The organism is Agromyces subbeticus DSM 16689 (assembly GCF_000421565.1).
Taxonomy (GTDB): domain Bacteria; phylum Actinomycetota; class Actinomycetes; order Actinomycetales; family Microbacteriaceae; genus Agromyces; species Agromyces subbeticus.
In genome coordinates this window covers 171,447-186,791 of sequence record NZ_ATXG01000005.1, presented here as the reverse complement: position 1 = coordinate 186,791, position 15,345 = coordinate 171,447, and the positions used below count along the sequence as shown (strand labels likewise).

Sequence of the window (15,345 nt, the reverse complement as noted above, 5' to 3'; positions counted from 1 at the left end):
GTCGCCGGCTGGGAGCCCGGCGATTCCGGGCATGGGGTTGCGTCTGTCCGCGGCGGGGGTCAGCCCGCGTCGGGCGCCAGTCCGTCGAGGATCAGGGCGAGACCGAAGAGGAATTCGTCGTCGACGCCGGGCGCGGCGGATCCGGCCCCCGCGCGCTCGAGCGCGATCTCGGCGAGATTCGGGTAGTCGGCGGCGGAGAGCTGCGCGAGCAGCTCAGCCGCTGCATGACCGGCGTCACCGGCGTCGTCGGCATCACCGTTTTCGCCGAATGGCAGGCTGCGTTCCTGCAGCAGGCTGCCGTAGACGTAACTGTCGAGCACCGCCATGGCGTGCACCGACATGGTCGTCGAGAATCCCGCACGGCGCAGGGTGCCGAGCACGCTGTCGTGATGGCGCAACGTCGCCGGCCCGGGGGTGCTGCGCGAATCCATCATGCCGATCGCCCACGGGTGGCGCTGCAACGCTGCGCGGGTCGAGACGGCGAGCACGTGCAGCTCGTCGCGCCACGGGGCTGCACTGTCGGGAAGCGCGATCTCCGCGAACACCGCATCGATCATGCCGTCGAGCAGGCCGGCGCGGTTGGCCACGTGGTTGTACAGCGACATCGCTTCGACGCCGAGGCTGCTGGCGACCGCCCGCATCGTCACCCCGGCCGAGCCGGAGTCGTCGGCCAGTCCGACCGCGGCCTCGACGATTCGCGATCGACTCAACGGTGACCGCCGTGCCGCGATCGGCTGCGCGCTGCGCGTCGTGCTCATTTCGCCTGCCCCCGAGGTTGCACATGCTTACAACGTAAGTGTAGGGTACTTACATTGTAAGTAAGAGTGAACGGCGCGAAGAAGAAGGCATGAGCACGTCGGGCATCCAGAGGGTCTGCGTCATCGGCGCATCGGGCAAGCTCGGCCAGCACATGGTCAGGCTCGCCCTCGATCGGGGCTACGACGTGGTCGGTGTCTGCCGCGAGCGCAGCGTCGGCAAGCTCGGTGAACTCGCGAATCGCATCACCGTGGTGCCCGGCTACACCGACGACCGGCGCGTCATCGAGCAGGCCGTGGCCGGCTGCGACGCGGTGCTCACCGTGCTGGTGCCGTGGGGCACCCGGCACTACTCATCGGGCACGGCGCAAGCGGTGCTCGACTTCGCCGAGCCCGGCGCACGGCTCGTCTTCTCGTGCGGCTGGCACGTGCCGCGCGACGAGCACGATGTGTACCCGCCCGCGACCCTCCGCGCGCAAGCGGTGATGACGAAGCTCATGCGGGCGCTTCGCGTCATGGACATCGACGATCAGGTCGAGGCCGCCCATCGCATCTACGCGAGCGGCACCCGATGGACGCTCGTGCGCGGCAGCACCCTCGAAGAGGGCGAGAGCCAGGGGCTCCCGGTCTGGGCCGAGCACGTCGGCGACCCCGTGCTCGCGAGCGACCGAACGCGGCGGGTCGACTACGCCCTCTTCATGCTCGACGCGCTGACGAACGACGAGCTCGTACGAAAGGCGCCGGCGATCGTCGGCCGCCTCTCGCCGAGCGCGCTGGCGCACGCGGGCACGCAGTGACGTCGCGCGCGCATCCGCAACTGATCCATCTCAGAGAGGGACACACCGCCATGACCGAATCCGGAATCCGACCACGGCTCGCCACTTCGCACGACGCCGCAGCGATCGTCGAGCTGTGCGCGTCGGCGTTCGACGACGATGCGCTCACCGAGTGGATCCACCCCGATCAGGGCACCCGCCTCGAGATGCTGCGCTTCATGTTCGACGCATCACTGGGCGAGGCGATCGCGTCAGGCAACGTGATCACCGCGGCGGCATCGGATGGCGTACCGCTGGGTGCTTCGATCTGGCAGCACTCGTCGACCGTGCTCACGAGTGAGATCACCGGAGATGATCCGCTGTCGCAGCGAATGCGCGCGCTCCAGCACGCGACCGATGCGCGGCGCCCGCGATCGCCGCACGTCTACCTGCCGTCGATGGCGGTGCACCCGGCACGCCGGCGCGGCGGCATCGGCGGCATCATGCTCGCAGCCGGCATCGAAGCCGCCGCAGAGCGAGGCCTGCCCGTCTCCCTCGAGGCATCATCGCCCGAGAACCGCCGCTTCTACCTGCGCCACGGATTCGACGACCTCGGTGGCCCGATCCGGGTCGCCGACGACGCCCCGACCCTGCAACCGATGTGGCGCGACGCCCGCTGACGCGCGAGCGGCCTCAGAAGATCATCGGGCGATCGTCGTCTTCGTCGCCGAGCGCGAGCTCGACGAGCACCGGCACGTGGTCGCTGGGAACATCGCCCTTGCGCTCGTTGCGGTGGATCGTGGCATCGGTGACGGCCTCGGCGAACGCCGCCGAGCCGAGCACGAAGTCGATGCGCATGCCCTCGTTGCGCGGGAACTTCAGTTGCTTGTAGTCCCAGTAGGTGAAGCCCTCGGGAACGCGTGGGCGCACGACATCGGTGACGCCGGCGTTCTCGAGCGTGAAGAACGCCGCGCGCTCGGGCGGCGAGACGTGCGTGCTGACGCCCTCGACGACCATCGGGTCGCCGTTGTCGGAATCGAGCGGTGCGATGTTGAAGTCGCCCATGAGCGCGAAGGGCACTTCAGGCCGAGCGGATGTCTCGGCGCGCGTGTAGTCGGTGAGCGCCGCGAGCCAATCGAGCTTGTAGGTGTAGTGCGGGTCGCCGAGCGAGCGCCCGTTGGGCACGTAGAGGCTCCACACCCGCACGCCGTCGACCGTCGCGCCGATCGCGCGAGCCTCTTGCGGCTGGTCGGGGCCCTCGAGTCCCTTGAGGAAGCCCGGCATGCCCGGGAACGCCGTCTCGACCTCGCCGATGGGCGAACGGCTCGCGATCGCCACGCCGTTCCACTGGTTCAGACCGTGGATCGCCACCTCGTAGCCCGCCGCTTCGAACGCCTCGAGCGGGAACTGCTCGGGCTTGCACTTGATCTCCTGCATCGCGAGCACGTCGACGTCTTCGCGCACCATCCAGTCGACGGTGCGCCCGACTCGGGCGCGGATCGAGTTGACGTTCCAGGTGGCGATGCGCATGCATCCAGCGTATGGCAGGCGTCCGACGCGTCTGCCCTCACGCAACGGATGCCTCGGGTGCGCGTGCACCCGAGGCATCCGTTCGTTCAGTTGCAGCGGCTCAGCAGTGTTTCAGCGGTTCGTCGAACGAGATCTCCGAGAAGTAGCCGAGCAGGTACGTCTCGTAGACGTGGAGCGCGGCGATGTGCTGTTGCACGGAGTCAGGCACGCACGTCGGGGGAACGGCGTACAGCGGCGCGCCCCACCTGCCGCCCGCGAGGGCGGCACCCGAGAGCGCGTCGGGGAAGTTGGTTCCGTTGGTGACGAATGCGTAGACCGAGGTGGCGCCGTCGGGGGTGTACCAGTTGAACTCGTTGATCACGAGCGACGTGCCGTAGCGGTCGGCACCTGCCAGTCGGTTCGTTGCATACTGCTGCGCCAGCTGGGCTTGGATGCCTGTCGACACGACGCCGGTGCCGCCGGCGATGAGCACCGCGTCAGGCTCGAGCCCGGCGATCGTGGTCATCGTCGCACCGTCGAGCGAAGGAGCCGCTCCCGGAACGATCAGCACCGGTTCGCCGTAGGAGGCCGCCCCGTTGCTCGCGGAGAGCGCATCGGGGAAGTTCATGCCCGTCGCGATCCAGGCGAACCCGCCGGTCCCGCCGGTCTCGCCGAAGGCGTGGTCGACGATCGCCCGCGAGGTGGCGAACCGATCGGAGCCGGCGAGTCGCTGCACATTGGCATCGGCGACGATCTGCTTGACGGCGGACTCCACACCCGCGGAGACGGCACCGGTACCACCGGCGATGAGGATGTTCGCCGGGCTCAACCGGCCGAGTTCGGCTTCGATGGCCGACGGTACTGCCGTCGGCGCCACCAGCAGGAGCGGACCGCCGCACGTGGCTGCAGCCGGAGCTGCGCTCAACGCATCGGGGAAGTCCGCCCCTGAGGCGAGGTAGACGCAGTCGACGTTCGCGGGGAAGTCCGCCGCGATCGCGGCCGAGGTCTCATAGCGCGACGCTCCCGCGATGTAATCGCTCAGCAGCGGAGCAAGCACCTCGTCGATGCCGGCGGAGTCCTGTCCGTCGGTGACGACGACCGCATCGGCCTGCGAGGCATACGCCGCATTCGGGTAGAAGTCGGGCAGGAGTTCCGATCCCGATGCCTGGTCCTGAACGAGCACGACGTACGATCCGGTGTCGAGACCGGTCAACGTGTAGGTGCCGTCGGATGCGCTCGTCGCGGTCGCAAGGGACCCCGACAGCGTGTTGTTTCCCGAGTCATAGGTATGGGCGGTGATCGTGGCTCCCTGGAGCGGCACAGACACTGCGTAGTCGACGAGCTGATCGACGACGCCAGAGATCGAACCGGTGCCGACGGCCATGCGGGCCACCACGTCGTCGCCGAGCTCGGCAGAGGCGGTCGTGGCCGAGACGCCGAGTGTCAGGCCCCGCGGTGCGAGCGGATCGCTCGCGGATGGGACCGACGTTGAGAACGCCGGCGGCACGTGGCCGGGCCCTTCGGCGCCGTCGCTCGATGAGGCGTGGGCGGGTGTTGCGCTGATCACGGTGACTGCGACGCAGGCCGCGAGAGCGAATGCAGTGCGCCAAGGCATTGCACTGGGGGAGCGGGACATATGGTTCCTTCGGGGAGATGACCTCAGGGATGAGGGCAGACTGCACGATACGGAGCACGCTCTCCGAAAGCGATGCCCCCATTCGGGGGGTGATCCGATGCCCGGGTGCGGCAGGCGCGCGAGCGCGAAGGGCACTTCAGGCTGAGCGGATGTCTCAGCGCGCGTGTAGTCGGTGAGCGCCGCGAGCCAATCGAGCTTGTAGGTGTAGTGCGGGTCGCCGAGCGAGCGCCCGGTGCGCCCGACTCGGGCGCGGATCGAGTCGACGTTCCAGGTGGCGATGCGCATGGGTCAAGCGAAAGACAGGCCGCCCACGCGATCAGTCGTGTAATTGCCCGTTCGAGAAGCGTTCGCCGGGCCGCACCGGCACCCGGTCGGCCGAGAGCCGTGGCACCGCGAGCCAGAGCAGCGCGACCGCGACGACCCCGGCGCCGAGGGCGACGAACCCGGCGGCCCGGCCGAGCGCAACGTCGAAGACGAGGCCCGCGACCCCGGCGGCGAGCAGCGAGACGACGACGAGATCGGCGACGAGCAGCGCGCCGCCGACATGCACGACGCGGTCCTTCTGCAACTGGCCGAACAGCAGCCGGTGCAGGATTACCGGACCGAGGCCGATCAGCGTGGCCGCGCACGCCAGACCGACGAGCACGAGGTAGAGCGTGAGCTGGTAGCCGTCGAGTTCGGTGAAGCGCGGCTGGAACGCCGCGGCGAGCAGGAATCCGCTGATCACCTGGGTGCCGGTCTGCACGGCTCGCAGCTCTTGGAGGATGTCGGTCCAGTTGCGATCGAGGCGTTCGACCCGGGTCTCGTTGCGACCGTCACGGCGGTCGTCGCGCGAATCATCGGTGACCATACGCGATGCTACCGCCGGGGGCATCCGTCTCTTCAAGGGGTGGACACGGCGCTTCGACGTGCAACTGGCCGCGCGGGCCGCGGAACTGCGATGATTCATGCAGACCGATGAGCCGGGGGTGGCCGTGAGATACAGCATCGAAGGAGTCGAGGGGCTGCCCGAGATCGGCAAGGGCGACGATCTCGCCGCACTCATCGCCGAGGTGGTCGCACTCGACGACGGCGACATCCTGGTGATCACCTCGAAGATCGTCTCGAAGGCCGAGGGCCGCATCGTGCAGGCCGCCGACCGCGAGCAGGCGATCACCGACGAGACCGTTCGCGTCGTCGCGAGCCGCACGTTCGACGGCGGCGTGACCCGCATCGTCGAGAACCGGCAGGGCATCATCGGTGCCGCGGCGGGCGTCGACGCGTCGAACGCACCGCACGGCACGGTGCTGCTGCTGCCGGTCGACCCGGACGCCTCGGCCCGGGCGCTGGCCACCGGCATCCGCGCCCTCACCGGCGCCCACGTCGGCGTCATCCTCTCCGATACGCTCGGGCGCCCGTGGCGCGAAGGCCAGACCGATCTCGCGATCGGCGCGGCCGGCGTGCTCGTCTTCGACGACCTGCGCGGGTCGACGGATGCCTCGGGCCAGCCGCTCTCGGTCACGATGCCGTGCGTGGCCGACGAGCTCGCGGGCGCCGCCGAGCTCGTGAAGGGCAAGTCGTCGGGGGTGCCGGTCGCCGTCGTGCGCGGACTCCGGCGCCTCGTTGGCGACCTCGACCTGCCAGGGGCGCGGTCGATCCAGCGGCCGGCTGAGCGCGACCTGTTCCGGGTCGGCGCCGATGAGGCGTACAACGAGGGGTATCGCAACGGCTTCGACGAGTCGCAGGCCGAGGGACCGCTCGCCCCGCGTGAGCCCCTCCGCTGAATTCTGGATCCAGAACCGGTCTTCGGCGCCGGATTTCCGCTAAGTTCGGGTTTCATGAGCACACGCAGTGCAAGTGCAGGCGACGCCATCGAGCCGATCGCGGCCGGATCCGACGGCGGGGCAGCAGCCCTGCAGCAACTGGCCGGTCGTCATGCCACCGGCTACCGCTCGGTCGGCGTGATGGTCTACGACATCCTTCGCGACGCCATTCTGGGCGGCGCGCTCGTGCCGGGCCAGAAGCTGCGCCAAGAGACGCTCGCCGAGCTGATCGGCGTCTCGCGACTGCCGGTGCGCTCGGCCCTCATCCAACTCGAGGCCGACGGGCTCGTCGAGTTCCACGACCGTCGCGGCGCCGTGGTGAAGTCGCTCTCGCCGGCGCAGGCGAAAGAGGTCTACGACATCCGCACCCTGCTCGAGATCGAGGCGCTACGGCTGTCGATGAGCGAGATGACGCCCGAGCGGGTGGAGCGGTTGCGCGAGCTCGGGCAGATCGCCGACGAGCAGCAGGAGGGCGCCGATTTCGTCGACGCCCGCACGGCGTTCTACGCCGAGCTGTACGACGCCGAGCGGCACCCGGTGCTGTGGGAGATGATCGAGCAGTTGCGCCTGAAGGTCGGGCGCTACGTGCTCGGCTGGCGGCTGGTCGGCGGTGCCGAACACGGCCATTCGCACGAGAAGCTCATCGAGGCCGTCGCCGCCGGCGAGGTCGAGCCGGCGGTGACCGTGCTGCGCGAGCACCTCGAGCGCGTGCGCGACGCCGTGCTCGAGCTGCTCGACGCCGAGGCGACGGCTGCCGAGGCCGGGGCCGTCTCCGCGCGCCGTTCCGGTCGTCGCTGAGCGGAACGACGACCCGACGCTCAGTCGCGCGGCTTTCGCGGTTGCATTTTGGATCCAGTATCCGAGATAATGACAACGGTCACTCGCGTTCGCGGGCGGCCCGGCTCGCACCCGCATGACACGGGTGCTCGCGACCCGTCAGGATGGAGGGGTGTCAGTGCACATCGGCTACGCCGCGATGCTCGAGCAGTTCGCCCCCACCGAGGCGGTCGCGCTCGCCGCGCTCGCCGAGCGCCACGGGTTCACCGGGGTGATGGCGTCCGACCACTTCCAGCCCTGGCTGCCGCGTCAGGGCGAGTCCTCGTTCGTCTGGAGCGTGCTGGCGGCGCTCGGCGAGCGCACCTCGGGTGATCTCGGGCCCGGCGTCACGACGCCGAGCTTCCGCATGCACCCGGCCGTCGTCGCCCAGGCGAGTGCCACGCTCGCGAGCATGTACCCGGGTCGGCACTGGCTCGGCATCGGCTCGGGTGAGGCGCTCAACGAGCACATCGTCGGGCAGTACTGGCCAGAGGCCCCCGAGCGCATCAACCGCATGTTCGAAGCGGTCGAGATCATCAAGAAGCTGTTCTCGGGGTCGATCGCGGGTCGCGACGTGCGGCACTTCGGCCCGAACTTCAAGCTCGAGACCACCCGTCTCTGGACCATGCCGGCCGTCGCGCCCGAGATCCTCGTGGCCACCGCCGGCCCCGTCACCGCGCGTCGCGCCGGCAAGCAGGTCGACGGCCTGATCACGACGAGCGCGCCGATCGACCGCGTGGCACCGCTGCTCGCGCGGTTCGCCGAGGGCGCTCGCGAATCCGGCCGTGACGCATCGACGATGCCGAAGGTGCTGCAGCTGCATCTCTCGTGGGCGAGCACCGATGAAGAGGCGATGCGCAACGCGCTCGCCGAATGGCCGATCGGCGGTCTGCGGTTCGGCCGCAGCGACATCCGATCGCCCTTCGAGTTCGAGCAGATCGCGCGCACCGTGCGCCCCGACGACTTCGAGGGCCGCATGATCGTCTCGGCAGACCCCGACGCGCACCGGGCGCACATCCAGCACTACCTCGACCTCGGCTTCGATCGCATCTACCTGCACAACGTGGGCCGCAACCAGACCGAATTCATCGAGATCTTCGGGCGCGACGTGCTGCCGGGGCTGCACCGATGACGCGCACGGCGCTCGAGGCGGGTGCAGCCCTGGGCGTGCGCGCGCTGGCCGGGATTCCCGAGATCGAAGCCGGCGACGACCTCGTCGAGCTCATCGTCGCGGCAGCGGCCGGCACCCTGCGCGACGGCGACATCCTCGTCATCACCTCGAAGATCGTCTCGAAAGCCGAGGGTCGCGTGCGGGTCGCCGACGGCCGCGAGCAGGCCATCGCCGACGAGACCGTGCGTGCCGTCGCCACGCGGGACCACGCCGGCGGGGTCACGCGCATCGTCGAGAACCGGCTCGGCATCGTCGCCGCAGCGGCCGGCGTCGACGCGAGCAACACCGCGCCCGGCACCGTGCTGCTGCTGCCCGTCGATCCCGACGCTTCGGCCCGAGCGCTGGCCCGCGGCATCCGAGCCCGCGCGGGCGCCGAGGTCGGCGTGATTCTGAGCGACACGCTCGGGCGACCGTGGCGCGAGGGGCAGACCGATGTGGCGATCGGCGCGGCGGGGGTACGCGTCTTCGACGACCTCCGTGGCACGAGCGACAGCGCAGGGGCGACGCTCGCGGTGACGATGCCGTGCCTCGCCGATGAACTGGCGGCGGCAGCCGACCTCGTGAAGGGCAAGACGAGCGGATGCCCCGTGGCCGTCGTCGGCGGACTCGCCCGCGTCGTCGGCCCGCTCGACCTGCCGGGGGCCCGCTCGATCGTTCGGCCCGCCGAACTCGACCTCTTCCGTCTCGGCACCGATGAGGCGCTCGTCCTCGGCCGGGAGCAGGGGCGCGCGGCCGGCTACACCTCGGGCCGAGCCGCCGGGCATGCCGAGGGCTGGGCTGCCGGCTTCGCCGAGGGGCGCGCCGCCGCGGCCGCCGATCGGTTGCTCGCATGAGCGCCTGGACCGTGGTGATTCCGGTCAAAGAGCTGCGGCAGGCCAAGTCGCGCCTCGGCACCGGCATCACCCCGCCGGCGCGGGCGGCGCTCGCCCGAGCCTTCGCCCTCGACACGATCGCCGCGGCCGTTGCGACGCCGTCGGTGCAGCGGGTCGTGGTGGTGGGCGCCGCGTCCGAACTCGCCGCGCTTCGCGAGTTGGCCGGTCCGGAGCTGGCCGGCGTCGAGATCGTCGATGAGCGGCCCGGGGCAGGGCTGTCGGCGGCGATCCGGCTCGGCATCGAACACGCCCGCGAGCGCGACGAGCCCGCCGTGGCCGTGCTGCTCGGCGACCTGCCCGCCCTCACCCCGGCCGAGCTCGGCACCGCCCTCGAGGCGGCCGCGCGGCATCCGCTCGCTTTCGTGCCCGACGCGGACGGCACCGGCACCACCCTCGCGACCGCGCTCGCCGGCGAAGCGTTGCTGCCGCAGTTCGGCGCCGATTCGGCGTCACGGCACGTCGCATCGGGGTTCACCGACCTGACCGCCGTCGTGCCCGACTCGGTCGGCACCGGCCTGCGACGCGACGTCGACACCATCGAAGCCCTCGAAGCCGTGCTCACCGTCGGCGTCGGGGCGCACACCGCCGAAGCCGTCGCCGCGCTCGCCGACGGGTCATTGCCTCACGACCACGCATCCTTCGCGTGGACGGGAACGTCGAACAGAAAGGGAACACCGTGACGCTCACTCTCGGATACAAAGCCTCAGCGGAGCAGTTCGCGCCCCGCGAGCTCGTCGAAATCGCGGTCGCCGCCGAACAGCACGGCATGGAGTCGGTGTTCACGAGCGACCACTTCCAGCCGTGGCGGCACACCGGCGGCCATGCCCCGTTCTCACTCGCCTGGGTCGCAGCTGTCGGTGAACGCACGTCGACGATCAAGATCGGCACCTCGGTGCTGACACCGACCTTCCGGTATAACCCGGCCGTGCTCGCTCAGGCGTTCGCGACGATGGGCGTGCTCTACCCAGGCCGCATCATCCTCGGCGTCGGCTCCGGCGAGGCGCTCAACGAGATCGCCACGGGCTTCCAGGGCGCCGGCGAGCAGGAGTGGCCCGAGTTCCGCGAGCGTTACGCACGCCTGCGCGAATCGGTGCGCCTCATGCGCGCGCTCTGGAGCGACGAGGGCCAGGTCAGCTTCGACGGCGAGTACTACTCGACCCACGACGCTTCGATTTACGACCGGCCAGAGGGCGGCGTGCCGATCTACATCGCCGCCGGCGGCCCGCAGGTCGCGAAGTACGCCGGCCGCGCGGGCGACGGCTTCATCTGCACGTCGGGCAAGGGCGCCGAGCTCTACGCCGATCAGCTCATGCCCGCAGTGAAGGAGGGCCTCGAGGCGCGCACCGACGGCCGCACGTTCGAGCAGTACGACCGCATGATCGAGATCAAGCTCTCGTACGAAGAAGACCTCGACACCGCCCTCGACAACACCCGATTCTGGTCGCCGCTCTCGCTCTCGAAGGAGCAGAAGCACGACATCACCGACCCGGTCGAGATGGAGCGGGCCGCCGATGCCCTGCCGATCGAGGAGATCGCGAAGCGTTGGATCGTCGGCACCGACCCCGACGCCGTCGTCGAGCAGATCGGCCAGTACATGGATTGGGGCTTCAACCACCTCGTCTTCCACGCACCCGGACATGACCAGCGCCGATTCCTGGAGCTCTTCGAGCGCGATCTGGCACCGCGACTGCGAGCACGCTGAGCGTCGCACTGCCCCGTCGATCGAGTAGGCCCGCCAGGGCCGTATCGAGATCTCGCACGAGGTCTCGATACGCTCCTTCGTCGCTACTCGACCGGCGAGGCGCGCGGGCTACGAAGCCGGCTCGACCACGAGCCCGGTGCCGCCCCCGCGCCGCACGGGTTCTGCCACCGCGGTCATGAGCCCGTCGGCGCCGACCTCGATCGCGGCCACCGCCCCGATCTCGGCCGGTGGCCCGAACGTGTGGCCGTACGGCGTGAGCTCGGCGGCGTACGCATCGAGGAACGCCTGCTCGGCCGAGACGTTGACGGTGTTGCGCTGCGCCGCCCGTGGTGCCGCGACCGCGTCGGGCAGGCTCATGCCGAGTTCGATGCGGTTCATGAGCACCTGCGTTACGGTGGTGATGATCGTGGAGCCGCCGGGCGAGCCGACGACGTAGCGCACGTCGCCGCCGTCGAGCACGATCGTGGGTGACATCGACGAGCGCGGCCGTTTGCCGGGTTCGACGGTGTTCGGGTCGGCGGGGTTCGGCACGAAGTTGAAGTCGGTGAGCTCGTTGTTCAGCAGGAACCCGCGCCCGGGCACGGTCATGCCCGAGCCGCCCGTCTGCTCGATCGTGAGCGTGTAGGCGACCGCGTTTCCCCACTGGTCGACCACCGAAAGGTGCGTGGTCGAGATGTTCTCCGTGTCGACGGGGTCGGCGGCGGCGGCGAGCTCGCAGCCCGCCGCGTCGAGCGGCGCGGGCGCCACGGGCTTGACCGACGCGGCATCCGGATCGATCACGCAGGCTCGTGCGTCGGCGAAGTCCTGACTCAGCAGGGTCTCGGTCGGCACGTCGACGAAGGCCGGATCGCCCACGTAGGCGTTGCGGTCGGCGAAGGCGTGCGCTGTGGCCTCGAGGAAGAGGTGCAGCGCCTGCGGCACCGGCTCGCCTGCGAGATCGTAGTTCTCGAGGATGTTGAGCGATTCGCCGACCGTCGTGCCGCCCGACGACGACGGGGCCATGCCGTACACGTCGAGTCCGCGGTACTCCACGTGCGTCGGGGCCTGCTCGAGCACCTCGTAGTCGGCGAGGTCGTCGGCCGTCAGGTAGCCCGGGAACGCGGGCAGCGTCGTCGCCGGATCGGTCTGCGGGTCCTGTGCGATGGCGGCGATCTCGTCGGCGAGGGCGCCCTCGTAGAAGACGTCGGTGCCGTGCACGGCGATCTGGCGAAGCGTCTTCGCGAGGTCGGGGTTCTTGAAGGTCGATCCGACCACCGGAGGTGCGTCGTTCGGCAGGAACAGTTCCGCCGTTGCCGGGAAGGCTGCGAACCGGGCCTGGTTGGCGGCCGTCTGCTGGGCGAAGGTCTCGTCGACTCGGAACCCACGTGTGGCGAGCAGGATCGACGGCTTCAACATCTTGTGCAGCGATTCGGTGCCGAAGCGGTCGAGCGCCGTCTCCCAGGTGGCGAGCGTGCCGGGCACGCCGACCGAGAGTCCCGATGACACGGCGGCGGCGAAGGGGTACGGCTGGCCGGTGGCGGGATCGATGAACGCATCGACCGGCATCGCCGCGGGCGCGGTCTCGCGCCCGTCGATCGTGGTGACCTCGCCGGTCGCGGCGTCGAAGTACACGAAGTAGCCGCCGCCGCCGATGCCGGCGCTGTAGGGCTCGGTGACGCCGAGCGCGGCCGCCGTGGCCACGGCGGCGTCGACGGCGTTGCCGCCCTTGCGCAGCACCTCGAGGCCCACGGCGCTCGCTTCGGAGTCGACGGATGACACCGCGCCGCCGTAGCCCGCCGAGGTCGACGGCGCCGGTGGCGCCGGGCGCCCGGCGGCGAACAGGCTCGAAGCGGCGGTGAGCGGCTGCGCGGAAGCCGGGGCGGCAGCCGCGAGAGCTCCGACCGCGAGCGTTGCGGCGAGTGCTGCGCTCACGCGACGAAGCGCGGCGCGGCGGACGACGTTGACCATTTGGGACCCCCCGAATCGGGTACAACCTGCTGGATGCCATCACCGTAGACCTCGACGCCTTCGACGGCAACGGGTGGCCTCGGATCGGATCGGATCCGATCGGGTCGCGCCCGGCGGGTCAGCGCAGTCCGGGTCGGTTCACGCTCGGCGGCAGCGCGCAGTAGTCGTAGAAGAATCGGCTCGGTGCGGCGTCGTCGGTGACGTCGACGATGACGGATGCCCCCGAGTGCGGCAGCTCGTCGCCCGCCTTCAGCCACACCGAGAAGTGCCAGATGCCGCGCACGGCGTCGTCGAGCAGGCCCCGCCCGTCGACGACGAGCACCGAGTCGTCGGATGCCCCGGGCGTGGTGCCCGCACGGAACGGATCGACGACCTCGGCGCGGAGCGCGGCCTCGTCGATTCGATGGGCCCCGCCGGTCTCGTCGGCTCCGCCGACGGATGCGCGCACGACCGACTGCCCGCGCCCTCGGAGCACTGCTGCGAGGTCGTCGGCGAAGCGCGCGGTATCGACCGTCGCGGCGCCGTCGACCGCGATGAGCCGGCGGCCGCGCGGAGCATGGTGGAGGAACTCCTCGGCGATGCCCTCGAGCAGTTCGTCGCGAGGCTGCGCCTCGTAGGCCGTTCGCGTCATCCCCTCAGGCTACGCGCGCCCGGCGGAGGGCGCTGGCGCGTTCGTCTACACGTGCACATCGGCCGATGCCATTCGGCCACGGTTGTCGAAACGTCGCAGAGTCGAGGTTTCGACGGCCTGCCCTGGATCGTGAGTTCTGACCCACCGAACGGCTGGGTTCTGACCACCTAGTGATCGGTGTTCAAGAGCTCGCCAGCTGACCGCTCGCGGCCGTTGGAGGATCCGCTTGGGGGAATGCGGCGTCAGTGCCCGTCGGAATGGATCTCGCGACCAAGCACCTCGGCGAGTCTTCCGCGCGCGATCTCGAGCTTGTCGCTCGAGAGTGCTCCGCCGTGGGTCGTTACGGTAAGCAGATCCTCGGCAATCTTCCAAGTGCCTTCGACCCGACCGTCGATCAGTACCGGATTGGCGCCGCGGGTGATCTCGCCACGCCGGTCAGGCGGGACGATGTGCACGTCTGCAGTGCCCGCGCCGAGGAGCCACGGATCGAGTCCTGGCAGCAGATGAATGACGCCCGATGCCGGCTCCGACGCCAGCTCGTCGACATGGTCTGCAAGACAGAGCAGCTCATCGCCTTCGACGTCGATCGTCACGATCTCGTCCTCTAGCATGCGTGCGATCCAGCCCGCGATGCGCTTGCGGCCGGCGCTGAGGCCATCGCCGAGCCAGTATTGCAGGTGGTCGGCAGACGCGGGCCCGTAGGCGGAGAGGTACGCGCGGACAGCCTGCGGCCCGGCATCCTCGGGTTCCGGAATGCCCGACCAACCGAATGCGACCGTCGGTGACTGCAGCATCAGCACGCCCTCCCGCGGTGGGGCAATACTGAGGTCGCCCTGCCATGCGAAGGGCTTGAGGAACGTGCATGACTTATCAGTGAGTGCCCCGGTGAGGTGCGAGAATCGCGCGTCACGAACGACCACGTCGGCCAAATCGCACTGGTTGAGAGGACCGGATGACAGTGCATCGCGCACGACCGCGCGGAGCACCGGCCAGTCCGCGGGTTCGAGGCGGTAGAACTCGCGCCAGCTCTTCAGTTCCCACTGTCGCCCAACCGCTCGGAGCGCGAGATAGATTCCAGCGTCTTCGGGAACGAGGTAGTTCATCGCTCCACGGAACGCAAATGTCTTGACGAGATGTCCCTCCGCGAACGCAGCCGCTACAGCTCCCAGATGCGGACGTAGCATTCGCGACCCGATCGCGAGCTCGGCGTTTCCCGACCATGACGGCACCGCAACCAGCCGTCGAACCACTTCCCCTACGGAGGTGGCGCCTGGACCGTTCAGGAACTGACGCCGCATCCGCCACGAGAGGATCTCCTGCCATCCGATCGCCCCGACCATGACGACAAGCTAACCACCGCTCACGAGCAGGTAACGTGTTCGCATCGCGCCACAGACGACAACCGACGTCGCGTTGTATCGGTGCCTGGACAACCGATTGCCGGTTCGCTCCCGCGGCAGCCGATGTCGCGTGGGCGGATCGATCATCGGGCGGCGTCACGCAGTCGATGATCGCCTCCGGCTGTCGGTCACGCGCGCAGAGACCGACGGGGAGCGCCAATCGCCCCCTATGCTCGCCCCATGGAGTTCTTGATGATCGCGTTCGCGCTCTTCCTCTTCTTCGCCGTGATCAGCATCATCGCCGCGCTGCGCCGGATCGCGGACGCGACCGAGGAGATCGCACGCAATGCCCGCGAGCGTGCAGAGGTCGACGCGCCGCAGTAGGTTCGCGGGTGCCCGGCACCCGGAC

The 15,345-nt window shown here is 69.7% G+C and carries 16 protein-coding genes; 9 read left to right on the top strand and 7 right to left on the bottom strand.

What is annotated here, in order from left to right; translation table 11 throughout:
* Window positions 1-59: 59 nt before the first annotated feature.
* The gene (locus tag H521_RS0109880; protein ID WP_022892860.1) at window positions 60-758 is read right to left on the bottom strand and encodes a TetR/AcrR family transcriptional regulator; all 699 of its coding nucleotides are present in this window, start codon (window positions 756-758) and stop codon (window positions 60-62) included.
* A gap of 89 nt (window positions 759-847) precedes the next feature.
* Here H521_RS0109880 and H521_RS0109875 point away from each other — a divergent pair, with 89 nt between their 5' ends.
* Together H521_RS0109875 and H521_RS25025 are read left to right on the top strand one after the other, a co-directional pair.
* Window positions 848-1,552: an NAD(P)-dependent oxidoreductase gene (locus H521_RS0109875; protein WP_022892859.1), complete on the top strand. Its 705-nt coding sequence runs from the start codon at window positions 848-850 to the stop codon at window positions 1,550-1,552.
* 50 nt (window positions 1,553-1,602) lie between these two features.
* A complete protein-coding gene (locus H521_RS25025) occupies window positions 1,603-2,190 on the top strand; it encodes a GNAT family N-acetyltransferase (protein WP_022892858.1) in 588 nt (195 codons plus the stop codon).
* A 13-nt stretch (window positions 2,191-2,203) separates the two neighbouring features.
* On the opposite strand, the gene H521_RS0109865 is transcribed toward H521_RS25025, so the two are convergent.
* The 3 genes from H521_RS0109865 to H521_RS22675 form a co-directional block, all read right to left on the bottom strand.
* A complete protein-coding gene (locus tag H521_RS0109865; RefSeq protein ID WP_022892857.1) occupies window positions 2,204-3,040 on the bottom strand; it encodes an exodeoxyribonuclease III in 837 nt (278 codons plus the stop codon).
* Between the two features lie 100 nt (window positions 3,041-3,140).
* The gene (locus tag H521_RS0109860; protein ID WP_169513980.1) at window positions 3,141-4,586 is read right to left on the bottom strand and encodes a cell wall-binding repeat-containing protein; all 1,446 of its coding nucleotides are present in this window, start codon (window positions 4,584-4,586) and stop codon (window positions 3,141-3,143) included.
* Window positions 4,587-4,971: 385 nt separating this feature from the next.
* Window positions 4,972-5,505, bottom strand: coding sequence for a DUF6328 family protein (locus H521_RS22675; protein WP_022892855.1), 534 nt, complete (start codon window positions 5,503-5,505; stop codon window positions 4,972-4,974).
* 97 nt (window positions 5,506-5,602) lie between these two features.
* Between H521_RS22675 and cofE (H521_RS22670) the strand changes: the two genes are divergently transcribed.
* From cofE (H521_RS22670) to fgd, 6 genes are all read left to right on the top strand, one after another.
* Window positions 5,603-6,418 (top strand): coenzyme F420-0:L-glutamate ligase, encoded by an 816-nt coding sequence (cofE, locus tag H521_RS22670; RefSeq protein ID WP_022892854.1) that lies wholly within the window; start codon window positions 5,603-5,605, stop codon window positions 6,416-6,418.
* Window positions 6,419-6,472: 54 nt separating this feature from the next.
* Window positions 6,473-7,255, top strand: a complete 783-nt coding sequence (locus H521_RS0109845) for a GntR family transcriptional regulator (protein WP_022892853.1) — start codon at window positions 6,473-6,475, stop codon at window positions 7,253-7,255.
* A 115-nt stretch (window positions 7,256-7,370) separates the two neighbouring features.
* A complete protein-coding gene (locus tag H521_RS0109840) occupies window positions 7,371-8,405 on the top strand; it encodes a TIGR03557 family F420-dependent LLM class oxidoreductase (protein ID WP_051159247.1) in 1,035 nt (344 codons plus the stop codon).
* Complete coding sequence (cofE, locus tag H521_RS0109835) at window positions 8,402-9,277, top strand: coenzyme F420-0:L-glutamate ligase (protein ID WP_026482140.1); 876 nt, start codon at window positions 8,402-8,404, stop codon at window positions 9,275-9,277. Before H521_RS0109840 ends, cofE (H521_RS0109835) begins: the two co-directional genes overlap by 4 nt.
* The gene (gene cofC, locus H521_RS22665; RefSeq protein WP_084512208.1) at window positions 9,274-9,996 is read left to right on the top strand and encodes a 2-phospho-L-lactate guanylyltransferase; all 723 of its coding nucleotides are present in this window, start codon (window positions 9,274-9,276) and stop codon (window positions 9,994-9,996) included. Before cofE (H521_RS0109835) ends, cofC begins: the two co-directional genes overlap by 4 nt.
* Window positions 9,993-11,018 (top strand): glucose-6-phosphate dehydrogenase (coenzyme-F420), encoded by a 1,026-nt coding sequence (gene fgd, locus H521_RS0109825; RefSeq protein ID WP_022892851.1) that lies wholly within the window; start codon window positions 9,993-9,995, stop codon window positions 11,016-11,018. The genes cofC and fgd overlap by 4 nt, the downstream gene beginning before the upstream one ends.
* A 108-nt stretch (window positions 11,019-11,126) precedes the next feature.
* Here the strand turns inward: fgd and ggt are convergent, their stop codons facing one another.
* The 3 genes from ggt to H521_RS0109810 form a co-directional block, all read right to left on the bottom strand.
* Window positions 11,127-12,965 carry a gamma-glutamyltransferase gene (ggt, locus tag H521_RS0109820; RefSeq protein ID WP_022892850.1) on the bottom strand — a complete coding sequence of 613 codons (1,839 nt, stop codon included), beginning with the start codon at window positions 12,963-12,965 and terminating at the stop codon, window positions 11,127-11,129.
* Between the two features lie 118 nt (window positions 12,966-13,083).
* Entirely contained in the window at window positions 13,084-13,596 is a 513-nt protein-coding gene (locus H521_RS22660) for a nucleoside/nucleotide kinase family protein (protein ID WP_022892849.1), read from the bottom strand.
* 242 nt (window positions 13,597-13,838) lie between these two features.
* Window positions 13,839-14,936 (bottom strand): DNA glycosylase AlkZ-like family protein, encoded by a 1,098-nt coding sequence (locus H521_RS0109810; RefSeq protein WP_022892848.1) that lies wholly within the window; start codon window positions 14,934-14,936, stop codon window positions 13,839-13,841.
* Between the two features lie 240 nt (window positions 14,937-15,176).
* Between H521_RS0109810 and H521_RS25805 the strand changes: the two genes are divergently transcribed.
* The gene (locus H521_RS25805; protein ID WP_022892847.1) at window positions 15,177-15,320 is read left to right on the top strand and encodes a hypothetical protein; all 144 of its coding nucleotides are present in this window, start codon (window positions 15,177-15,179) and stop codon (window positions 15,318-15,320) included.
* The last annotated feature ends 25 nt before the right edge of the window (window positions 15,321-15,345 follow it).